Annotated in this window: 16 protein-coding genes; 14 read left to right on the top strand and 2 right to left on the bottom strand. The window is 70.3% G+C overall.

Annotation, left to right across the window (positions count from 1 at the left end; genetic code table 11):
- The first annotated feature begins 107 nt into the window (after positions 1-107).
- From ACWEOO_RS07825 to ACWEOO_RS07805, 5 genes are all read left to right on the top strand, one after another.
- Positions 108-1,451, top strand: a complete 1,344-nt coding sequence (locus tag ACWEOO_RS07825) for an alpha/beta hydrolase (protein WP_452142322.1) — start codon at positions 108-110, stop codon at positions 1,449-1,451.
- A 307-nt stretch (positions 1,452-1,758) separates the two neighbouring features.
- Positions 1,759-4,470 carry a type I DNA topoisomerase gene (gene topA, locus ACWEOO_RS07820; RefSeq protein WP_452142321.1) on the top strand — a complete coding sequence of 904 codons (2,712 nt, stop codon included), beginning with the start codon at positions 1,759-1,761 and terminating at the stop codon, positions 4,468-4,470.
- 13 nt (positions 4,471-4,483) lie between these two features.
- Positions 4,484-4,921 carry a Fur family transcriptional regulator gene (locus ACWEOO_RS07815; RefSeq protein ID WP_359936938.1) on the top strand — a complete coding sequence of 146 codons (438 nt, stop codon included), beginning with the start codon at positions 4,484-4,486 and terminating at the stop codon, positions 4,919-4,921.
- 136 nt (positions 4,922-5,057) lie between these two features.
- Positions 5,058-6,830: a sialidase family protein gene (locus tag ACWEOO_RS07810; RefSeq protein WP_452142320.1), complete on the top strand. Its 1,773-nt coding sequence runs from the start codon at positions 5,058-5,060 to the stop codon at positions 6,828-6,830.
- A gap of 97 nt (positions 6,831-6,927) precedes the next feature.
- Positions 6,928-9,705, top strand: coding sequence for a glycoside hydrolase family 2 TIM barrel-domain containing protein (locus ACWEOO_RS07805; RefSeq protein WP_452142319.1), 2,778 nt, complete (start codon positions 6,928-6,930; stop codon positions 9,703-9,705).
- Positions 9,706-9,801: 96 nt separating this feature from the next.
- Here the strand turns inward: ACWEOO_RS07805 and ACWEOO_RS07800 are convergent, their stop codons facing one another.
- Positions 9,802-11,214 (bottom strand): aminotransferase-like domain-containing protein, encoded by a 1,413-nt coding sequence (locus tag ACWEOO_RS07800; RefSeq protein ID WP_452142318.1) that lies wholly within the window; start codon positions 11,212-11,214, stop codon positions 9,802-9,804.
- Positions 11,215-11,277: 63 nt separating this feature from the next.
- Between ACWEOO_RS07800 and ACWEOO_RS07795 the strand changes: the two genes are divergently transcribed.
- The 7 genes from ACWEOO_RS07795 (at position 11,278) to ACWEOO_RS07765 (ending at position 20,475) form a co-directional block, all read left to right on the top strand.
- Positions 11,278-12,378, top strand: coding sequence for a pyridoxal phosphate-dependent aminotransferase (locus tag ACWEOO_RS07795; RefSeq protein ID WP_452142317.1), 1,101 nt, complete (start codon positions 11,278-11,280; stop codon positions 12,376-12,378).
- 9 nt (positions 12,379-12,387) lie between these two features.
- Positions 12,388-14,373, top strand: coding sequence for a dTMP kinase (gene tmk, locus ACWEOO_RS07790; protein WP_452142316.1), 1,986 nt, complete (start codon positions 12,388-12,390; stop codon positions 14,371-14,373).
- The gene (locus tag ACWEOO_RS07785; RefSeq protein WP_452142315.1) at positions 14,370-15,578 is read left to right on the top strand and encodes a DNA polymerase III subunit delta'; all 1,209 of its coding nucleotides are present in this window, start codon (positions 14,370-14,372) and stop codon (positions 15,576-15,578) included. Before tmk ends, ACWEOO_RS07785 begins: the two co-directional genes overlap by 4 nt.
- A 117-nt stretch (positions 15,579-15,695) precedes the next feature.
- Positions 15,696-16,361, top strand: a complete 666-nt coding sequence (locus tag ACWEOO_RS07780) for a DUF4190 domain-containing protein (protein ID WP_452142314.1) — start codon at positions 15,696-15,698, stop codon at positions 16,359-16,361.
- A 30-nt stretch (positions 16,362-16,391) separates the two neighbouring features.
- Complete coding sequence (locus ACWEOO_RS07775; protein WP_452142313.1) at positions 16,392-17,495, top strand: DUF4190 domain-containing protein; 1,104 nt, start codon at positions 16,392-16,394, stop codon at positions 17,493-17,495.
- A gap of 392 nt (positions 17,496-17,887) precedes the next feature.
- Entirely contained in the window at positions 17,888-18,940 is a 1,053-nt protein-coding gene (locus ACWEOO_RS07770; RefSeq protein ID WP_452142348.1) for a PSP1 domain-containing protein, read from the top strand.
- A complete protein-coding gene (locus tag ACWEOO_RS07765) occupies positions 18,937-20,475 on the top strand; it encodes an alpha/beta hydrolase (RefSeq protein ID WP_359936969.1) in 1,539 nt (512 codons plus the stop codon). The genes ACWEOO_RS07770 and ACWEOO_RS07765 overlap by 4 nt, the downstream gene beginning before the upstream one ends.
- On the opposite strand, the gene ACWEOO_RS07760 is transcribed toward ACWEOO_RS07765, so the two are convergent.
- Positions 20,472-21,101 (bottom strand): hypothetical protein, encoded by a 630-nt coding sequence (locus ACWEOO_RS07760; protein ID WP_452142312.1) that lies wholly within the window; start codon positions 21,099-21,101, stop codon positions 20,472-20,474. The two genes, ACWEOO_RS07765 and ACWEOO_RS07760, sit on opposite strands and share 4 nt — an antisense overlap.
- Positions 21,102-21,184: 83 nt before the next feature.
- On the opposite strand from ACWEOO_RS07760, the gene ACWEOO_RS07755 reads away from it, so the two are divergent.
- Positions 21,185-21,541 (top strand): sterol carrier family protein, encoded by a 357-nt coding sequence (locus ACWEOO_RS07755; protein WP_355699716.1) that lies wholly within the window; start codon positions 21,185-21,187, stop codon positions 21,539-21,541.
- An 84-nt stretch (positions 21,542-21,625) separates the two neighbouring features.
- Positions 21,626-22,912, top strand: a complete 1,287-nt coding sequence (locus ACWEOO_RS07750; RefSeq protein ID WP_452142311.1) for an MFS transporter — start codon at positions 21,626-21,628, stop codon at positions 22,910-22,912.

The following is a 22,912-nucleotide window of genomic DNA, read 5'->3' as shown; positions in this document are numbered from 1 at the left end:
GATGCGCACATTGAAGCTCACCTGATCGGGATTGTCATCAGGTCAGCTTCATCAAGTTGAGACGGTGTCGCGATCACAGGGTGAATCGGGCCGATGACGATGAGCGCATGGCGAACTCGCGTCCCATCAGCCCCACCGGCCACAGCCTCACCAGGCGAGGCCTCCTCAGGGCCGGCCTGACGGCCGGCTTGGCGGCTGGGGTCACGGGCGCCCTGGCGGACCTGGCACAGGCATCCCCCTTCGAGCCCGGCGGGATCCGTGCGCAGGGCGACCCTGACTTCCACCCGGTGCGCTTCCGGCTGCCGCAGCCGACCGGGCGCAAGGCGCTCGGGACGACCGCGATCCACCTGGTCGACCGGTCGCGCCCGGACCCGAGCATGCCGAGCGGGCAGCGGGAGTTGATGATCAGCCTCTGGTACCCGGCGGGAACGTTCGGCGCGGCGCCGCTCGCGAAGTACCTGCCGCCGAAGACGGCGGTCGAGGTGGACGCCGCGTGGACGGGTGAGTACGGGCTCGCGCTGCCCAGCGGGTCGTTCGACTTCGCGAACACCGAGACGCACGCGCGGATCGGCGTACCGGTGCAGCGGCTGCGGCACCCCGTCGTCCTGTTCTCGCCGGGCTATCAATACAGCCGGTTCGTGAACACCGCGCAGGTCGAGGACCTGGTCAGCCGCGGGTACGTCGTGGTGACGATGGACCACACGCACGAGACGCCGGTCGAGTTCCCGGGCGGACGGTTCCTGCCGAGTGCTCCGGCGCCGGAGCCGGTCGACCCGGAGACGATCCGGAAGGCGGTCGAGACCCGGATCGCGGACGCCCGGTTCGTGCTGGACCAGCTGGAGCGGATCGCCGGCGGCCAGAACGTCGATGCCGACGGCGCCGACCTGCCGGGCGGACTGGCCGCGGCGCTGGACCTCCGGAAGACCGGCATCTTCGGGTTCGGGCTCGGGGGATACGCGGCCGCGACCACGATGCTCGAGGACGAGCGGTTCCTGGCCGGCGTCGACCTGGACGGCACGCTGCAGGACGACCGGCTCGAGGGACCGCTCGGCGAGGTCGCGGAGCGCGGACTGGACCGGCCGTTCCTCTTGTTCGGCTCGGCCGAGACGCAGCGGACCGATCCGGGCAAGGACCATTACGACAAGTCATGGGCCACTTTCTGGGAGGCTCAGCGCGGCGGCAAGCTGAACCTGACCCTGCGGAGCACCAAGCAGAAGGCGTTCACCGACTACCAGTTCGTCTTCTCCCAGCTGTTCCACGACATCTACGGCGAGGACCCGATCATCACCTCGGTCATGAAGGCCCTCGTCGGCAGCGCGAAACCGGCGCGCAGCGTTCTCGCCCAGCGCGAGTACCTGGCCGCGTTCTTCGACCAGACGCTGCGCCGCCGCCCCGCGCTGCTGCTCCGGGGCGAGTCGCCGAAATTCCCGGAAGTGCGCTTCGCCCGCTGAGACGGCGTACGCTCGTAGCCGTCGCCCTGGGCACACTGTGGCGGTGTCGCAACGCGCGGTGACGGTGGGGTGTTCGACACTTTCTGGCACCCTCGGAGGCATGCAGGGGCCGTCAGCGGTTACCGTGCGTTGAGAAAACGCGTTGCCGTCGGCCTTACCCTGTCCTCGGGCGGGGTCGGTCTGTGCTCGGGGGAACAGACGTCGCGGACGAGACGTTGTCGGCAGGACGAGAGTAGGGAGCGCAGTGGCAGGGGCAGCAGGGACGAAGACAGCGGCAGGCTCTGTTCAATCCCAGGGTCGGCGTCTGGTGATCGTCGAGTCGCCGAAGAAGGCGCGGATGATCGCCGGCTTCCTCGGGTCCGGGTACGTGGTGGAGTCCAGCTTCGGCCACATCCGCGACCTGCCGAGCGGGGCGGACGAGATCCCCGCCAAGTACAAGGGCCTTCCGTGGGCCCGGCTCGGCGTCAACGTCGAGGACCACTTCGACCCGCTGTACGTCGTGCCCGCCGACAAGAAGGCGCAGATCCGCAAGCTCAAGGACCTGCTCAAGGGCGCCGACGAGCTCTTCCTGGCGACCGATGAGGACCGCGAGGGCGAGGCGATCGCCTGGCACCTGCTGGAGGAGCTGAAGCCGAAGGTCCCGGTCCGCCGGATGGTGTTCCACGAGATCACCCCGAAGGCGATCCAGGACGCGGTCGGCAACGCCCGCGACATCGACGAGGCGCTCGTCGACGCCCAGGAGGCGCGCCGGATCCTGGACCGGCTGTACGGGTACGAGGTCTCCCCGGTGCTCTGGAAGAAGGTCATGCCGCGGCTGTCGGCGGGCCGGGTGCAGTCCGTCGCGATCCGGATGGTGGTGGACCGCGAGCGCGAGCGGATCGCCTTCCGCAGCGCGTCGTACTGGGACCTCGACGCGACCCTGGACGCCGGTGAGAGCCGGACGCCGCGGCAGTTCGGTTCCCGCCTGGTCTCGGTGGACAGCAAGCGGGTGGCGCAGGGCCGCGACTTCAGCTCGACGGGTGAGCTCAAGGGCGCCAACACCGTCCATCTGAACGAAGAGACCGCGACCGCGCTGGCCGGAGCGCTGCGCGACTCGCAGTTCACGGTCCGGTCGATCGAGTCCAAGCCGTACACCCGCAAGCCGTATGCGCCGTTCCGGACGACCACGCTGCAGCAGGAGGCCGGCCGCAAGCTCGGCATGTCCGCGTCGCAGACCATGCAGGTCGCCCAGCGGCTCTACGAGAACGGCAACATCACCTATATGCGTACCGACAGCGTCACGCTGTCGGACACCGCGATCACCGCCGCCCGAGCCCAGGTCCGGGAGCTGTACGGCGCGTCGTACCTGCCGGACAAGCCGCGCGTCTACACCTCCAAGGTGAAGAACGCGCAGGAGGCGCACGAGGCGATCCGCCCCGCCGGCGAGACCTTCCAGACTCCGGCGCAGACCGGTCTGAGCGGTGCCGAGTTCCGGCTCTACGAGCTGATCTGGATGCGGACGATCGCGTCCCAGATGAAGGACGCCGCAGGGAACAGCGTCTCGATCCGGATCGACGCGACCGCATCGACCGGCGAGCAGTGCGAATTCACGTCGTCCGGCCGGGTGATCACGTTCCACGGGTTCCTGAAGGCGTACGTCGAGGGCGCGGACGACCCGTCCGCGGGTACCGACGACCAGGAGACCCGGCTGCCGAACGTCGAGGAGGGCGACGTCCTGCCCGCGCTCGAGGTGCTCGCCTCGGGGCACGAGACGAAGCCGCCGGCGCGATTCACGGAAGCGACGCTGATCCGGGAGCTGGAGGAGCGGGAGATCGGGCGGCCGTCGACGTACGCCTCGATCATCGGCACGATCCAGGCCCGCAAGTACATCTACAAGAAGGGCCAGGCGCTGGTGCCGGCCTGGCTGGCGTTCGCCGTCGTCCGGCTGCTCGAGGAGCACTTCACCCGGCTGGTGGATTACGCGTTCACCGCGACGATGGAGGACGTGCTCGACGAGGTCGCGGCCGGTGACCTGCAGCGCGAGGGCGTGCTGTCCCGGTTCTACTTCGGCGACGACGACCTCGAGGGCCTGAAGTCGATGGTCACCGACCTCGGCGACATCGACGCCCGGGAGATGTCGACGTTCGCTGTCGGCGGCGACGACAGCGGCATCGTGGTGCGCGTGGGGCGCTACGGGCCGTACGTCGAGGACAAGGACGAGCGGCGCGCGAACGTACCGGAGGACCTGCCGCCGGACGAGCTGACCGTCGACAAGGCGCACGAGCTGCTCGCGCAGCCGTCGGGTGTCGAGCACGAACTCGGCAACGCGCCGGACACCGGCCTGAAGGTGGTTGCGAAGGCGGGCCGGTTCGGGCCGTACGTGACCGAGGTGCTGCCGGAGGACGCGCCGAAGGGCGCGAAGCCGCGGACCGGGTCGCTGCTGAAGTCGATGACGCTGGAGTCGGTCGGGCTCGACGACGCGATGAAGCTGCTGTCGCTGCCGCGCGTGGTCGGCAAGGACCCGGAGTCCGGTGACGAGATCACCGCGCAGAACGGGCGCTACGGGCCGTACCTGAAGAAGGGCACGGACTCGCGGTCGCTGTCGTCCGAGGAACAGATGTTCGACATCACCCTCGAAGAGGCGCTGAAGATCTACTCCGAGCCGAAGCAGCGCGGCCGCCGGGCTGCGGCCCCGCCGCTGAAGGAGCTGGGCGAGGACCCGGAGTCCAAGAAGCCGGTGGTGGTGAAGGAGGGCCGCTTCGGTCCGTACGTCACCGACGGCGAGACCAACGCGACGCTCCGCAAGGACGACTCGGTGGAGACCATCTCGCTGCTGCGCGCGGCCGAGCTGCTCGCGGAGAAGCGCGCCCGCGGCCCGGTGAAGAAGACCGCCAAGAAGGCCGCGAAGAAGACGGCGGCCAAGAAGACCGCCGCCAAGAAGACGACTACCACCAAGAAGACGGCGACCAAGAAGACGGCCGCGAAGAAGACCGCTGCGAAGAAGACGGCGGCCAAGAAGACGGCAGCCAAGAAGTCCTGAGGGAGCGGCGCCCATGACGAGTGCGGTCGAGGTCAGCGCGCAGCGGTTGCGGGAGCGGGGCGAGCGGGTCACGCCTGCCCGGCTCGCGGTCGTGGAGGTGCTGGCCGGGACCGAGGAGCACCTGAGCGCCGAGCAGATCGGCGAGCGGGCGGAGCAACTCCGGCCGGGCATCCACCGCGCCACCGTCTACCGGGCGCTCGACGCGCTGGGCGAGTTCGGCCTGGTCACGCACGTGCATCTCGGCCGGGCGGGGACGACGTACCACCTGGCCGGCGACCTCGCGCCGCGGCACCTGCACCTGCGCTGCTCCGAGTGCGGCACGGTGTACGACGCCCCCGGCGACATCCTCGAGTCCGCCCGCAAGAAGGTCGCCCGCGAGCTGGGTTTCCAGCTCGCCCCCGAACAGGTGGCCCTGATCGGCGTCTGCCAGAACTGCGCCAAGAACACCTGAGCGACATCTTCGCGGCGGGGCCGTCGCGGATTTACGCTGGCGCCGGACACGTTTGTCACGGCCCAGGCCAAACCTGTGGTGAACGCTCCGCTTGCCCGGACCTGGGCCGCGCGGAGAGGAGTCCCCCGTGCGTTCCATGCGACGATGTCTGATCCTGGCAGCTGCTCTGGCGCTCGGCGCGATCGGAGTACCGGCAGCCAACTCCGCCCCGGCTGTGGACGCTCTCGTCAGCGTCGCCAGTCCCACCAACCTTCACCCGCGGAACTCGTCCAACGAGCCGTCCCTGGCGGTCAGCGCGATCCGGGCGGACGTGCTCGCCGCCGGGTCCAACGACCTGGTCGACATGCAGCCCTGCTCGCGGCTCGCGGCCACCGAGCACGCGGCCTGCTCGTTCCCGCTGGGTACCTTCAACCTGGGCGTCGGCCTGTCCGGGGTGCACTTCTCGTTCGACCGCGGACACACCTGGATCCAGCCGACGTACCGCGGCCTGACGGCGGCCGACTGCAGTCCCACGATCGAGCCGTGTGTCCCGCACCTCGGACCGATCCACACGGTGCCGAACTACTACGAGAACGGACTGCGCTCGCGCAGCGACACCGGCGTCGCCTTCGGCCCGGCGCCCGGTCCGAACGGGTTCTCCTGGGCCAACGGTGACCGGCTGTACTTCTCGAGCCTGTCGACCAACCTGACCGATACCGTGATGCGCAACACCGGCGCGAGCCAGAACGGTTTCTTCGGGGTGAACGTGTCGCACATCGACAACGTCACACCGGCCCGGATCGCCGATCAGCGCAACTGGTCGCGGCCGTACTTCGCGGCGCCGCACGCGGCGTTCAGCTCCGGCCTCGACAAGGAGCAGGTCTGGGCGGACAACGCATCCTCGAGCCCGTTCTTCGGCAACGTCTACGTCTGTTACTCCGACTTCCACAGTTTCAGCGGCGGCAACGCGTTCCCGCTGAAGCCGATGGTGTCGACGTCGCGCGACGGCGGTGTCACCTGGAAGCAGCACCAGGTCGCACCGGCGATCGCCAACGCGAAGCAGGGGGCGTACGACGGCTGCACTGTCCGGACCGACAGCCACGGCGTCGTCCACGTGTTCTTCACGCACTTCGGCGGGACCAGCCTGTCCGGTTTCCACACCGTGATCAGCTCGTACGACGGTGGCCAGACCTGGCGGCAGCCGCGAGACGTCGTGCGGATCACGGATCCGTGCTTCCACACCGACCCGGTGAGCGGGCGGTGCGTCATCGACGGTGTCGCCGGAGCCCGCACGGACCTGGCCGCGATGCCGAGCGTCGACATCGCCAACGGGGCGCCGACCGGGGCGGACGCGACCAACGAGATCGTCGACGTCTGGGTCGACGGCCGCGACGGCCCGGACCACGAGCACGCGTTCCTCGCCTACTCGACCAACGGCGCGAACTCGTTCAGTCCACCGGCGCCGATCTCGCCGCCCGGCGACATCACGTCGTACGCCGCTCCGGCCATCAGCCCGAACGGCGCCCGGATCTACGTCGTGTCCCAGGCGTTCACGCAGCCGTTCCAGACGACCACGGCCAACCCGCGGCCGGAGCACGGAGTGCTGCAGAGTGCGGCGGTCGGGGCAGGTGGTGCGCCAGGTGCCTGGACAACGGACTACTCGGGGCCGGACGGTGACGCCCGCGGGACGTCGCAGGGCCGGATCCTGTACAACGAGTTCCTCGGCGACTACGTGTATGCCATCGCCACTCGCACCTATGGGGCCGGCGTGTGGACCGATGTCCGCCGTACCGCCGACTGCCCCGCGATCGACGCATGGCGTCAGGCGTCCGCCACGGCCGGCCAGGTCGTACTGCCGGCGCCGTGGCCGCTCGGAGACTGCCCGGCAACGTTCGGCAACAACGACATCTTCAGCGCCACCACCGGCTAGGAGAGTCCCGGACAGCCCTGGCCTGATCAGATCAGGGCTGTCCATATCTGTTGATCGGTGTGGATTCATGAACAGGGAGGGCTTAGGCTCCTGAGTTGTGACTCATGACCACAGCTACGTCGAGGACTTTGCTTCCGGCGCCAACGTCCTGCCCCCGCGCGCCTGGCTGGACGACGACTCCGGGCGGCTGCCGCTGTCGGGTGACTGGAGTTTCCGGCTGTCCCCGACCGTGGCGGACGCGCCGGACGACCTGAAGGACCCGGACACCTCCGGCTGGGACACGCTCGCGGTCCCGGGCCACTGGCAGCTGAACGGGTACGGCGCGCCGGCGTACACCAACATCGTCTACCCGTTCCCGCTCGAGCCGCCGTACGTGCCGACCGAGAACCCGACCGGCGACTACGTCCGGACCGTGACGGTGCCGGCGGACTTCGCGGGCGCCAAGGTCGTGCTGCGGTTCGAGGGCGTGGACTCGCGGTTCGCGGTGTACGTGAACGGCGAGTGGGTCGGCTGGTCGTCCGGCTCCCGGCTCGCGTCGGAGTTCGACGTCACCGACCTGGTTGCCCCGGGCAAGGAAGCGCGGATCGCGGTACGGGTGCACCAGTGGTCGGCCGGTTCGTACGTCGAGGATCAGGACATGTGGTGGCTGTCCGGGATCTTCCGCGAGGTCAACCTGCTCGCGCTCCGCCCGGACGCGCCGACCGACGTCTTCGTCAAGGCCGCGTGGGACCACGTCGACGGCGCCGGCACGCTGCTCGTCGAGTCCGACGTACCGGGCACCGTGACCGTCCCCGAACTCGGGCTGGAGCTGCCGACCGGCGAGCACACCCGGGTCGAGGGCGTGCAGCCGTGGAGCGCCGAGGCGCCGCGGCTGTACGACGCCGTACTGCGGACCGCGGGCGGCGAGGTGCGGCTGCGGATCGGGTTCCGGACCGTCGCGATCGTCGACGGGATCTTCACGGTCAACGGCAACCGGGTGCTGTTCAACGGCGTCAACCGGCACGAGTTCCACCCCGACCGGGGTCGGTCGCTGACCGAGCAGGACATGCTGGACGACGTCCTGATCATGAAGCGGGCCGGGATCAACGCGGTCCGGACCAGCCACTACCCGCCGCACCCGCACTTCCTGTCGCTGTGCGACGAGTACGGGTTGTACGTGATCGACGAGTGCGACCTGGAGACCCACGGGTTCGGGTACGAGCCGCAGCCGCCGAAGCTGCCGAACCCGGTGATGGACGAGCGCTTCCGCGACGACCTGGTCGACCGGATGCGGCGGACCGTGCACCGGGACAAGAACCACCCGTCGATCGTGATCTGGTCGCTCGGCAACGAGTGCGGGATGGGTGACAACCTCAAGGCGATGTACGACCTGGTCAAGGAGCTCGACCCGTCGCGCCCGGTGCACTACGAGCGCGACACCGAGGCCGAGTGGGTCGACATCTACTCACGGATGTACACCTCGCCCGAGGGCTGCGCGGAGATCGGTGCGGACAGCTCGCTCTACCGCGGGATCCCGTTCATCCTGTGCGAGTACGGCCACGCGATGGGCAACGGCCCGGGCGGGCTCGTCGACTACCGCGAGGTGTTCGAGAAGTACCCGCGCTGCCAGGGCGGGTTCATCTGGGAGTTCATCGATCACGGGTTGCGGACCACCATCGACGGGCGTGAGGTCTACGCGTACGGCGGGGACTTCGGCGAGACGATCCACGACGGCAACTTCGTCTGCGACGGTCTGCTGTTCCCGGACCGGACGCCGTCGCCGGGTATGCACGAGTACATCAAGGTGATCGAGCCGCTGCGTATCGTTGCCGATGGCAACCGGGTGTCGATCAGCAACCGCTACGAGGTTCTCGGCACCGGTCACCTGACCTTCCGCTACTCGGTGGAGACCGAGGGTTCGCAGGTGGACTCCGGGACGCTGACGGTTCCGGTGATCGCGGCCGGGGAGACCGTCACGGTCGATCTGCCGTCGGTGGATGCCTCGAAGCCCGAGACCTGGGTGACGGTCACCGCTGAGCTCACCGAGGCGACGTCCTGGGCCGAGGCGGGGCACCGGATCGCTTGGGGCCAGATCCGCCTGGACGAGCCGGCTGCTGCCGGTGGCGTGGTCAGCGGTGCGCCGGCCGTCGGTGACGCCGGTGTTGCCGGGATCAGCGTTGCGGGCGTGCAGAACGCTCGGCTGGATGTTTGGCGGGCGCCGATCGACAACGACGCGATTCCTGGTGTCGCGGCGGCCTGGCGCGAGGACGGGTTGCACCGGGTGCAGCACCGGGTCGTGTCGCAGGGCGAGCGCGATGGTGCCTGGGAGGTTGTGACGCGCACCGCGCCGCCGGCGCTGCAGTGGGGTCTGCGCAGCACCTGGCGCTGGACCGCTGTGGACGGCGGAGTTGTTCTGGAGCTGAGCGTCGTACCGGAAGGGCTGTTCCCGGAGGTGCTGCCGCGGCTCGGCATCACGTTCGAGCTGCCGAAGGTCCAGCAGGTCGAATGGTTCGGCACCGGCCCGAACGAGGCGTACGTCGACACGCGCGAGGCCGCCGCGGTGGGCAAGTACGCCGCCACGGTCGCCGAGCTGCAGACGCCGTACGTCCGCCCCCAGGAGAACGGCCACCGCATCGACACCCGCTGGGCCCAGCTCGACGGCTTGCGGATCGAGGCCGTCGACCAGCTCTTCGGCCTCACCGTCCGCGACTGGACGTCGGCCGACCTGGAGAACGCGAAGCACACCGCCGACCTGGTCCCGGGTGACACCACCTACGTCACCCTCGACCTCGCCCAGACCGGCGTCGGCACCGCCGCCTGCGGCCCAGCCCTCCCGGACCGCGACAAGCTCAAGACGGCCCCGGCCGCACTGACCCTCCGCTTCACCACCGCGTAAGCGGACCTGAGGCACTCACCAACCGGTTGATCCCACGCTCATCACCAACCCGGTCGCGCCCCGACGGCCGGGTTGGTGAGTGCCTCACGTCCGCCTTCAGATGGCGATGGATGGGCGGGGGTGGATCCGGGTGGTTGAAGGGCGGTAGTCGGTCCAGGCTGATTTCAGGCGGTTGACGGCTTCGGTGAGGTCGGTGGGGCGGGCTCTGAAGTGGAGGCGGATGTAGGGGGCGCCTGCGTCGGTGACGTCGAGGCCTGCGCCGGGGAGGACGGCCAGGCCGTGGCGGAGGGCCGTTTGGGCGAAGGACACGCCGTCGCCGTGCGGGAGGCGGACCCAGAGGCACTGGCCGCCGGTCACGGTCGGGATCTCCCAGGTGGGCAGCGCCTCGGTGAGCAGACCGTGCAGGTGGTCGTGGCGTGCCTTCAGCGTGCGAGGCAGCTCGGGTCCGTCCAGGAGCGGGAGCAGGTGTACGGCGGCCAGCTGGCTGGGGACGTTGCCGCCCAGGTCGTGAACAGCCCGGAGCCGGGCCAGCCGGTTGACCAGCGGGGGCGCCGCGCGGATCCAGCCGATCCGCAGCCCGCCCCAGATGCTCTTGCTGAGCGAGCCGATCGAGATCACCGCGTCGCCGTACGCCGCCATCGGCACGGGCCGCTCCGCACCGGGGAACCCGAGGTCGGCCGGCACCTCGTCCTCGATCACCGGGATCCCGGCGCCGGCCACCCGCTGCCGCGCGAGCGCAGACATCACCGCGCCGGTCGGGTTCTGGTACGTCGGGATGACGTAGGCGAGCGCCGGACGCCGCTCCCGGACCGCCGCCTCGATGCCCTCGAGTCCCACCGGTAATCCGCGCAGGACGGCGCCCTCCTCACGGAACACCTCCAGCGCGCCCGGGTACGTCGGCGCCTCGACGAGCACCTGGTCACCGGGCGACAACAGGGCATGTGCGAGCAGCGAGAGCGCCTGTTGACCGCCGTTGGTCACCAGGATCTGCTCGTACGCCGTGAGTACGCCGCGAGCCGTGTAGCGGTCCGCGAGCGCGGCGCGGAGCTCCGGGTGCCCGTACGGGTAGTAGCCGATGTCGTCCGTGATCCGGCCGAGCTCCGGTGCGATCGCCGTGAACGCGTCCGCGAGCTGCGGCGGCGGATCACCCGGTGCGGCACAGACGGCGAGCAGTACGTCGTCGTCGCGTGCTTCCAGCGAGTCCAGGAAGATCGGATCGACCGGTGCGTCCTCGGCCGGTACGTCCGACGGAACGCCGGCGACACGGGTCCCGCTGCCCTGGCGGCGGGCGATCCGTCCCTCGGCCCGGAGCAGGTCGTACGCGGCGACCACCGTCGTACGCCCGACCGCGAGGGCTCCGGCCAGCGCGCGATCGGGTGGGAGCAGCACGCCCGGCGGCAGTTCGCCGTCGTCGATCAGCTGCCGCAGGCGGGCCGCGAGCAGCACGTAGAGCGGGCCGCGGCCGGACGACCAGCGGCCCAACCGGTCAACCACCTCGATTGGTCTCATCCGCGAACCAATTCTGCCGGATTGGCTCTGGGGTGACCAGCCGCGGCCCAGAACGATGGCGGTATGGCCACTTTCCCGCGCAACCAGATCATGTCCCTGACCGCGTCGAAACCCCGGCACGACCTCGGTGAGAGCTACGGGCCGGACCTCCGGCTCGCGGACCTGCTCACCCCGGAGCTCGCCGACCTCGAACTCGGCTACGGCACCGCCGCCGGAGGCCTTCAGCTCCGGACGGCGATCGCGGACCGGCACGGCGTACGGCCGGAGGACGTGGTGATCACCGTCGGCGGCATGCACGGGATCTTCCTGCTCGCGTACCTGCTGGCGGATCAGGGGGGTCAGGTCGTCACGACCGCGCCGGAGTTCCCGATGACCCGGAACGCGTTCGAGACGGTCGGGGCGTCGGTGCGGGTTGTTCCGCTGAGCTTCGACGAGGGCTATCGGGTGACCGCGGACGCCGTACGTGCGCAGCTGACGCCCGAGACCAGGCTGGTCAGCCTGGCGACGCCGCAGAACCCGTCCGGCGTCGCCGTTCCGCGGGAGACCCTGAGCGAGATTGCCGACGCGATGAGTGAGGTCTGCCCGGAGGCGTACCTGATGGTCGACGAGACGTACCGCACCGCGTCGTACGGCGATGATCCGGTGGCGGACACGGCGCTCGGGCTGGGGCCGAGGGTGGTGTCCGTGGCGTCGTTGTCCAAGTGCCACGGGGCGGCCGGGTTGCGGATCGGATGGGTGATCAGCACGGACGCAGGGCTCGTGGAGCGGCTGACGACGGCGAAGTTCAGCACGGTTGTCTCCGCGTCTCCGGTGGCGGAGGCGCTCGCGGTGCGGGTCTTCGAGCAGGAGCCCCGCATCCTCGCCGAGCGCAGGACCTGGCTCGAGCAGAACCTCCTGATCACCCAGGACTGGGTGCAGGCGAACAGTGACGTTGTGGAGTGGGTTCGTCCCTCTGCCGGGGCTTTGTGCGTGGTTCGGTTGCGGTCGCAGGCGGACCTGGCCGAGTTCCGGCGTACGGCGGGTGAGCTGGGGGTGCGGCTGGCGGACGGGGACTGGTTCGGGGACGAGCCGCGGGTCTTCCGGCTCGGGTTCGGGTTCTTGCCGCAGGAGGAGCTCAAGGTGGCGCTGGATGCGCTGCGCGAGGCTGTCCACGCCGCCCACTAGGCTTGCGGTGTGCCGGAGGTTCATGACCCGTTGACCGATCCTGCACCGGCGCACGATGTGCGGGCGGTGTTGCGCATCCGGGCGTTCCGGCGGCTGTGGATCGGGTTCGGGCTTTCCAGCCTGGGCGACTGGATCGGGCTGCTGGCACTGACCGCGATGGCGAAGTCGTTCGCGGGCGACGACTACCAGCTGGCGAACTTCGCGATCGGCGGGGTGCTGTTCCTGCGGGTCCTGCCGGCGCTGGTGATGGGTCCGGTGGCCGGCTGGATCGCGGACCGGCTCGACCGGCGCTGGACGATGATCGTCGGCGACCTGGTCCGGGCCGCGTTCTTCGTGACGATCCCGCTCGTCGGCACGCTCACCTGGCTGCTGGTCGCGACCGTGCTGATCGAGATCGTCAGCCTGATCTGGGGCCCGGCCAAGGACGCCAGCGTGCCGAACCTGGTGCCCCGGCACCGGCTCGAGGCGGCCAACCAGCTCAGCCTGATCACGACGTACGGCTCGGCCCTCCCGGCCGCGGTGATCTTCACCGCGATCACGCTGGTCACCCGCTGGGCCGGCGACTTCTCGATCGACCTGGCCGTCTACGTGAACGCGGCGACCTTCGTGATCTCGGCGTTCGCGATCGTGTCGGTCGCCGAGATCGGCCGCGCGGTGCATGAGCACGACGAGCACCCGACGCTGTGGCGGACCATGGTCGAGGGCTGGTCCTACGTCACCGGCACGCCGGTGGTCCGCGGTCTCGTGGTCGGCATCTCCGGGGCGTTCGCGGCAGGCGCGGTCGTGATCGGACTCGGCCGGACGTACGTCGAGGACCTCGGCGCCGGCGACCCCGGGTACGGCCTGCTCTTCGGGGCCGTGTTCGGCGGGCTGGCGCTCGGGATGGGGTTCGCGCCGCGGATCTTCTCCGGGCTGTCGCGGCGCCGGCTGTTCGCGGCCGGGCTGGTCGGCTCGGGGATCTGCCTGGCCGGGCTGGCGCTGATCCAGCAGATCGAGATCGCCACGATGATCGCGATCCTGCTCGGGTTCTGCGCCGGCGGCTCGTGGGTCTCCGGGTACACACTGCTCGGGCTCGAGGTGCCGGACGCGGTCCGCGGGCGGACGTTCGCGTTCGTGCAGTCGGCGGTCCGGACGGTGCTCGCGGTCACGCTGGCGATCGCGCCGTTCGCCGCGGGCGCGATCGGCCGGCAGACCTGGACGATCGCCGGCCGTTCGGTGACGTACAACGGCGCCTCGATGACGATGGTCGCGGCCGCGATCCTGGCCGGCGTGATCGGCCTGCTCGCCTGGCGGCAGATGGACGACCGCCCCGGGGTGCCGTTCTGGCGCGACGTGCGGCGCAGCTTCGGCAAGACCCGTGGCGACTACCCGACGACCGGTCTGTTCATCGCGCTCGAGGGCGGCGACGGCGCGGGCAAGTCGACCCAGTCCGCGCTGCTGGTGAAGTGGCTGGAGGAGCAGGGCCAGCAGGTCCTGCTGACCCGGGAGCCCGGCGCGACCGAGATCGGGAAGACGTTGCGCCAGATCGTCCTCGACCCGGCGACCGGCGACATCTCGCACCGCACCGAGGCCCTGCTGTACGCCGCGGACAAGGCGGAGCACGTCGACTCGGTGATCAAACCCGCGCTGAAGGCCGGTGCGGTCGTGATCACCGACCGGTACGTCGACTCCGCGCTGGCCTACCAGGGCTCCGGGCGGGACCTGGACCTGTCCGACGTCGAGCGGGTGAACCGTTGGGCGACCAACGATCTGCGGCCGAACCTCACCGTCCTGCTCGACATGCCGCCGAAGGGCGGTCTCGGCCGGTTCACGGAGCGGGACCGGATCGAGGCGCAGGCCGACGACTTCCACGAGCGGGTGCGGAACGCGTTCCTCGAGCTGGCCGCGTCCGAGCCGCAGCACTACCTGGTCCTCGACGCGACGCAGGACCGCGACGCCATCGCGCAACAGATCCGCGCCCGACTGGAACCGATGCTGCCGAAGGTGGGCCTATGAGTGTTTGGGACGACCTGGTCGGGCAGGAGCCCGCGGTCGCCGTACTGCGCAAGGCCGTCGGAGGCGCCGCGGCCGTACTGCGGGGCGAGACGGGCGCCGCGGTCGCCGGGATGACCCACGCCTGGCTGATCACCGGCCCGCCGGGCTCCGGCCGGTCGAACGCGGGCCGGGCGTTCGCGGCCGCGTTGCAGTGCGCCAACGAGGGCTGCGGCGAGTGCAACGAGTGCCGTACGGCGCTCACCGGCGCGCATCCGGACGTGTCGCTGATCCGCACCGAGCTGCTCTCGATCCGGGTCAGCGAGGTGCGCGAGCTGGTCCGCCGGGCGGCGATGAGCCCGACGCAGGGCCGGTGGCAGGTGATGGTCGTCGAGGACGCGGACCGGCTGACCGAGCAGGCCGCGGACGCGCTGCTGAAGAGCATCGAGGAGCCGGCGCCGCGGACCGTGTGGGTGCTGTGCGCGCCGACCGTCGAGGACGTTGTGCCGACGATCCGGTCGCGCTGCCGCCTGCTGGTGCTGCGGACGCCGCCGGTCGCCGCGATCGCGGAGATGCTGAGCGCGAAGATGGGCGTGGACGCGGACCTGGCCTGGTTCGCGGCGCGGGCCGCGCAGGGGCACATCGGCCGGGCGCGGGCGCTGGCCCGCGACGAGGCGGTCCGCGAGCGGCGGAACAAGGTGCTCGAGGTGCCGTTCGCGCTGCGTGACCTCGGCGCCTGCCTGAAGGCGGCGCAGCGGCTGGTCGAGGCGGCCAAGGAAGAGGCCAAGGCCAGCGCCGAGAAGGTCGACGAGAAAGAACGGGCCGCGCTCGAGCAGGCGCTCGGGGTCGGGACGAAGGGCGCCCGGCCGCGGGAGGCGAACGCGGCGCTGAAGGAGCTCGAGGACCAGCAGAAGGCCCGCGCCAAACGGTGGGAGCGGGATGTGCTCGACCGATCACTGGTCGACCTGATGGCCCTCTACCGGGACGTCCTCGTGGTGCAGACCGGCGCCGGCAGCGAGCTGATCAACGCCGAGCTGAGGCGCAACATCGAACAGTTGAGCCAGCGGACGACGGCCGAGCAGACGGTCCGCCGGATCGAGGCGATCGCGACGAGCCGCGAGGCGATCGAGGCGAACGTGGCGCCGTTGGTCGCGCTCGAGGCGATGACGGTCTCGTTGTTCGAAGGCCGCAGCGACGGCTTCACGATCCCGCGGCGCCTGGCGCGCTGAGGCGTGAATCACCTCGTCCGATAACTGGGCGGCCGGTGTAACACCGAGACCAGCGGGTCCGATGACTGGGTGTCCGAGCTGAGCAGACCGCTCGGCGCCCTGTCGAAACGGAAGCCCATGACCCAGCCGTCCTCCCCGATTCAGCCGGCACGGCCGTCGTTGCCGTCGGCCGAGTCCTGGCTGGAGGGCGTCCCGGCACCGAAGGGCCGCCAGGACGGGTACGCCGTCGCCGCGTTCGCGACCAGTCTGCCCGGGCTGGTGCCGATCGCGGTCGTGCTGGCCGGTGTCGCACTGCGGCGGATCAAGCGCGCCGGCGGGCAGGGGAAACGGCTCGCGTACGGCGCCCTGGTGGTGTCACTGTGCTGGGTGATCGCGATCGGCGTCGCGGTCGCGCTCAACCTGATCGGCGAGCACCGGCGCGGCATCGGCCGGACCGTGTCGATCTCGCAGGTCTCCGTCGGCCGGTGCTTCGACGCCGACCTGGAAGCCAAGGCGCTTCGGCTGGTCCGGATCGCCGACTGCGCCGCGGCGCACACCGGCGAGGCGTACGCGAAGGTGCAGGCGGCGCTCGTCGGCCTGTCCACCGGCCAGACCGGGACGGTCGCCACGCAGCAGTGCGCGGGCGCGTTCCGGGAGTTCGTCGGGAAGCCCTACGAGCAGTCCGAGCTGGACATGTACTACGTCGTGCTGGAAGACCGCGCTGTTGCTAGTGGCAACGTCCTGTGTCTGGTCGGGATGCCCGGGACCCATCTGACGGGTACGATGCGCGGATCACAGCGGTAGTGCCTGCGGGGGATCAGTGGGGGTAGCAGCGTGACTCAGCCACCGTACGGCCAGGAGCCGGAACGGCCACAGGACCGGCCGCACGATCCGACCCGGGTGTTCCCGACGTACGGGCGACCGGGCGAGACGTCCGGCGCGGCCAATGGTGCGTCCGGTGCACACGGCGGTGCGGCCGGTGCGGCCAGTGCGGCCGGTGCGCAGGGCGGGGCGCCTTGGGCGACGCCTGGTCAGCAGCAATCGCCGTACGACCAGAGCGGGTACGGGCAGGCGGGCGGCGGGCAGAGCGGGTACGGGCAGTCGTCGTACGGGCCGGCGCAGGGTGGGCAGGCGTACGGGCAGTACGGGCAGGCGTCGGGTGGGCAGACCGGATACGGGCAGCAGGGGTCGGCGTACGGGGCCGGTTACGAGCCGGGGCAGTATCCGTCGGCGTACGGGCAGGCTCCGGGGCCGTACGGGTACGGCTACGGGTACGGCGGTTACGGGTACAGCGGCTCGGGTGGGACGAATGGGCTGGCGACCGCCTCGCTCGTCACCGGGCTCGGCGGGCTCGTCGTCGGGCTGGCCGCACCGGTGGCGATCGGACTCGGCATCGCGGCGCTGGTGCAGATCAAACGGCGCGGGCAAGAAGGCAAGGGCATGGCGATCGCCGGCCTCGTGATCGGGTCGCTGGTGACGATCGGGTACGTGCTGCTGTTCGGGCTCGTGATCGCGTTCGGCTCGTCGTCCGACGACGACTACGGCGCGCCCGGCCCGGTGCCGTCGTACTCGAACGACCCGATCGTCACGGTCGACGACCTGGCCGTCGGCGAATGCTTCGACGACGCCGGCCGCGACGAGGACGAGGTCATCCGCCAGCCGTGCACCACCGACCACGACGGCGAGATCATCGGCAACGCCACCCTCCCCGACGGCCCGTGGCCCGGCGAGGACGGCATCGACAAGGCCGCCGACCGCGCCTGCACGCCCCTGTTCACCAACTACGTCGGCAAGCCCCCGTCGGCCTCCGAACTCGAACCGTACTTCTGGACCCCCACCAAGCAACTCTGGAACGACGAGGACAGGCTGGTCGTCTGCGCCGCATACGGCCCCGACGACGAACCCCTCACCAAGACCGTCAAGAACAGCCACCGCTAGGAGTACGGGCTGGAGTACGGCGAGCCCACGCGTGCTACGCGAGCGCTTCCTTCGTCGCTCCGCTCCTCAACGCACCCGCTCCGCGCGTTCCCACCCACCCCGGGCTACCGCCCGGGGCATCAGCTCCCGGCTACGCCGGGGTGTTGCGAGCTGCCGCTCGCGTGCGAGTACAAGCCAGCCGCCCCTCGGCAGCTCAACCGTGGCGGTGGGAGCTGTGGTTCGCTCCGCGGTGGGGTTGAGCGTGGCGGCGAGAGCTGTGGTTTCGCCCCGGCGGGGTCAACGGTGACGGCGAGAACCGTGGCTCGCCGGCCGATCAACGGCAGGTGGGAGCGTGTGAAGCGGCCGTGTGGGGCGCTCGGGTGACTGGTGGGAAGTACTCTGACGGCGTGGGTATGGTGATGGCGGTGTCGTTCGAGCGGTATGGGCGGCTTTACTACCTTGATCCGGGTGAACTGCGGCCCCGGGTGGGGGACAAGGTGTTGGTGCCTACCGACGACGGGCCTGAGGTTGCGGAGTGTGTGTGGGCGCCGCAGTACGTGACCGAGGACGTCGGCGGGCTGCCGTTGTGCGCCGGGATCGCGACCGGTGACGACCTGGACCGGGACGAGAAGAACCGGCAGCGGCGGGCGGACGCGCGGGTGATTGCGAAGCGGACGATCCGGGAGCACGGGCTGCCGATGAAGGTGGTCGGGATCGATTTCGTCGACCGGCGGCCGGATGTGGACCAGCTCGTGATCGTGTATTTCTCCGCGCCGCACCGGGTGGATTTCCGTGAGTTGGTGCGGGATCTGGCCCGCGCGCTGCGGGCGCGGATCGAGCTGCGGCAGGTCGGTGCGCGCGACGAGGCGCGGTTGCAGGGCGGGATCGGGCCCTGCGGGCGGGACCTGTGCTGTGCGACGTTCCTGAAGGATTTCGAACCGGTCAGCGTGCGGATGGCGAAGGACCAGGACCTGCCGCTGAACCCGTTGAAGATCTCCGGCGCCTGCGGCCGGTTGATGTGCTGCCTGAAGTACGAGCACCCGCTGTACCAGGAGTTCAACGCGAAGGCGCCCGCGGTCGGGTCCGCGGTGGAGACCCCCGCGGGTGATGGAGTGGTGGTCGGGCACAACGTGCCGAGCGACACCGTCGTCGTGCGGCTGGCGGCGTCGGGACGGCGGTGCGCGTGCAGCCGGGCGGACGTCTGCTCGCCGCGACAGCAGTACGAAGCCTCCGGTACGACGACCCCGGACGCACCACCCGTCGTACCGGAAACCCCGGAAACCCCGGAAATGCCGCAAACGAGGGAAACGCCGGAAACGAGGGAAACGCCGGAAACGAAGGAAACGCCGGCGCCGCCACAAGACGTAACCGAAGAGCGCGCCGAGACCCGTGCGGAGCGGCGGGCGCGCAAACCACGCCGGCGGCGCCGCCTGCACCATGACGACGAGGGAGATTCCGCGCAGTGAGATTCCGCAGGTCGACCGTACTGGTGGCAAGTCTTGCGGTGCTCGCGAGCGGATGTGGGGTCGCGAGCCGCGCGCAGGACGCCGGCGACGGTACGGCGCCTGGTGTCGGCAGCAACCCGCCCAGCGGGCCGGTGGGGCCGATCCCGGCCGGGCTGGACAAGTACTACCAGCAGAAGCCGGACTGGGAGCGCTGCGGTTCGAACCAGCAGTGCGCGACCATCGAGGTCCCGCTGGACTACACCAAGCCCACCGGTCAGACGATCGAGCTGCGGGCCCGGAAGGTGCTGGCCCGGGACCGCGGCGGCCGGCTCGGCACGCTGTTCATCAACCCGGGCGGCCCGGGCGCCTCGGGGCAGGAGTTCGCGGCGCAGGTGCCGATGCTGTTCGGGTCGTCGCTGCTGCGGAAGTTCGACATCATCGGCTGGGACCCGCGCGGCGTCGGCGAGTCCACGCCGGTGCGGTGCCTGGACACCGCCCAGCTCGACGCGATGATCGCCGCGGACGGCAGCCCGGACGACGCCGCCGAGATCGCCGACCTGGACAAGCAGGCCAAGGCCTTCGCGGCCGGTTGTGAGCAGCGCTCCGGCCAGCTGCTCCCGCACGTGAACACCAAGGACGCGGCCCGCGACATCGACGTACTGCGCGGCATCGTCGGCGATCCCCAGCTCTACTACCTGGGCATGTCGTACGGCACCTATCTCGGTGCGACGTACGCCGAGCTGTTCCCGAAGAACGTCGGCCGGATGGTGCTGGACGGCGCCGTCGACCCGGCGATCACGTCCGCGCAGATGGGGATGGCGCAGGCGAAGGGCTTCGACAAGGCGCTGGACGCCTTCGCCGAGGACTGTGCGCAGCGCTCCTGCAAGCTCGGCAGCAGCAAGAACGAGGTGCTGGCGAAGATCGACCAGCTGATCAAGGCCAGCGACGCGAACCCGCTCCCCGGCGACGGGCAGCGGCAGGTCACGCAGGCCCTGGTCATCCTCGGCCTGGTCTACCCGCTGTACCTGAAGGACTTCTGGCCGCGGCTCGAGGACGCCGTCGCCGACGGCCTCGCCGGGAACGGGGCGCGGCTGCTCGCGCTCGCCGACGAGTACACGGATCGCAAGCCGTCCGGGTACGCCGACAACTCGAACGAGGTGCAGATCGCGGTCAACTGCTCGGACCGGCCGGATGCCGCGTCGATCGCGCAGTTGCAGGCGGAGGTGCCGGAGTTCAAGGCGGCGTCGCCGCGGTTCGGTGAGTTCCTCGCCTGGTCATCGGTGGCCTGCATCAACTGGCCGGTGAAGCCGACGGACAAGCCGCACCAGATCAAGGCGGCCGGCGCGAAGCCGATCATGGTCCTCGGGACGACGCGCGACCCGGCCACGCCGTACGAGTGGGCGGTCGGGCTGGCGCACCAGCTCGAGAGCGGCATCCTGGTCACCCGCGACGGCGACGGCCATACGGCGTACTTGTCCGGCAACGCCTGCGTGAAGAACGTCGTCGAGAGCTACCTCGTACAGGGCAACACACCGGCCGCCGACATCAAGTGTTAGTTGGGGCGGTTGTCGCCGTCGGCCACCGGGAGTTTGATGGTTTCGGTGGCGTGCTGGAGGATGGCGCGCAGGCCGGCCTCGTCCTGCGGGCGGCCGCCGACGGTGATCTCGACGACTGACGTCTTGCCGTTGTCGAGCGAGATCCAGCGCGACAGGCCCATCCGGGGGCCGCGACTCTTGTCGGTGTAGGTGTAGATCAGCGTGCCGTTGTCCCGACTGATCACCGTCAGGCCGGGCTGGTCGATGCTGCGCTCACGGCTCGCGACCTGCTGGTCCGGCGACTGCTTGCTGCCCCGGGTGTCGAACCGGAGCTGCCAGACACCGGTCGAGTCGAGGAACTTCGGCCGGGTGCCGTCCTGGGCGCTCTTCCAGCCGGCCGGGACCTCGGCGGACACCGGGTCGTTGTCGGTGCCGAAGTTCTGCACGACGTACTGCAGTCCGTCGGCCTGCAGGCCGTCGCCGCGGCTCGGCGTGCCGGAGGGCGTCGGACTCACGAAGCCCACGGGCGTGTCGTGGGCGGTGAACGGGTTTCCACCGTTCACGGCGACGACCGTTCCGAACACCGCTACGCCGACGGTCATTCCCGCCAGCGTCATCAGCAGCGCCTGGTGCCTGGGCGTGAGCATCCCGACCTCGCTTCCCTCTCTCCGGCCCGATTATCCCTGACGAGAGGGGCGTCTCCGCAAACTGCCGCGTACGCTGGCACGTCGTGGAGACGTCCGACCCCCTGTCCGACCCCCTGTTCCGGCAGGCCTTGCAGCGCTACAACGACGGTACGGCGGAACGCGCCGACCTGAAACTGCTCACGAAGGAACTGCTGAAACGTCTTGTCGCCAAGGCGCCGGGTCACGCGGTCGAGGTCCGCGTCCCGCCGTACGGCGCGGTGCAGTGCATCGAGGGCCCGCGGCACACCCGCGGGACGCCGGGCGCGGTGATCGAGATGCCCCCGGAGCTGTGGATCGACGTGGCGCTCGGCCGCGTCAGCTGGCCCGACGCCCGGCTGACCGGCAAACTCCGCGCCAGCGGCGAACGCACCGACCTGTCCGCCCTGCTGCCCCTCGATTGACGCCCTCGGCAACGAACCGGCGCCCCCGCGGCCCGAAAATGAAACAGGTTCGTCCAGGCCGGTCGGAACTGTCAATATGGGGCGGTGGCAGCAAGTCTTCGCGCGCGGCTGGCCCGGTTGCGCGTGGATCTGACTCCGTGGCGTGGTTCCCGCGACTTCCGCATCCTGCTGGTGTCGGGGTCGGTGTTCTTCCTCGGCGGCATGGTCGGGTACGTCGCGCTGCCGTACCAGCTCTACCAACTCACCGGCTCGAACTTCGCCGTCGGCGCGATGGGCCTGGTGACGATCGTCCCGCTGGTCGTCTTCGGCCTGTACGGCGGCGCGCTGGCCGACCATGTGGAGCGCCGCAAGCTGCTCGTCGGCACCGGTCTCGCGCAGGTCGTGATCTCCGCGCTGATGGTCGCGAACACGCTGCTCCCGAACCCGCAGGTCTGGCTGATCTACGTCTGCGGCGCCCTGAACGCGGTCGCCTCGTCGCTGCAGCGGCCGAGCCGGGAGGCACTCCTGCCGCGGGTGGTCAAGCACGAGGAGATCCCGGCTGCGGTCGCGCTGAGCTCACTGACCTCGCAGGTCGGCCAGCTGGCCGGGCCCGCGCTGGGCGGCGTGCTGGTCGGTTCCGTCGGCGTGACCTGGGCGTTCTCGGTCGAGCTGGCCGGCATCGTCTTCGCGACGCTGCTCTACGCCCGCCTCGGGTCGTATCGCGCAGGCGATCACTCCACGGCGCCCAGTCTGCGGGCGATCGGCGGCGGGATCGTGTACGCGTTCCGCCGCAAGGACCTGCTGGCGACGTACCTGGTCGACATGGTCGGGATGTTCCTGGCGATGCCGATCGTGCTGTTCCCGGCGTTCGCGACGGACATCCTGCAGGAACCGAGGCTGCTCGGCCTGCTGTACAGCGCCGAGGCGATCGGGGCGATGTGCGCCAGCCTGACCAGCGGCTGGGCCAAACATGTGCACCACCAGGGCCGGGCGGTGGTGCTGGCCACGATCGGCTGGGGCGCCGCGGTCGGGATCGCCGGGCTGGCGCCGAACATCTGGTTCGCGATCGGGTTCTTCGCCCTGGCCGGCGCGGCCGACATGGTGTCGGTGCTGTTCCGGTCGGTGATCTGGAACCAGACCATCCCCGACGAGATGCGCGGGCGGCTGGCCGGGATCGAGATGCTGGGCTACTCGCTCGGCCCGCTCGGCGGCCAGGCCCGCTCCGGGCTCGTCGCCGACCTCACCACGGTCCGCACGGCGATCGTCAGCGGCGGCGTGATGTGCGTGGTCGGCGTGGTCGCCACGGCCGTCTGGCTGCGTGAGTTCTGGCGGTACGACTCCCGTACCGACGAACACGCTGTCCGCGAAAGGGAGCTCCGGGCCGCCGGTTAG

The organism is Kribbella sp. NPDC004138 (assembly GCF_053603655.1).
Note: the sequence above shows the minus strand (reverse complement) of the source record. Positions and strands in the feature narration are given on the sequence as shown.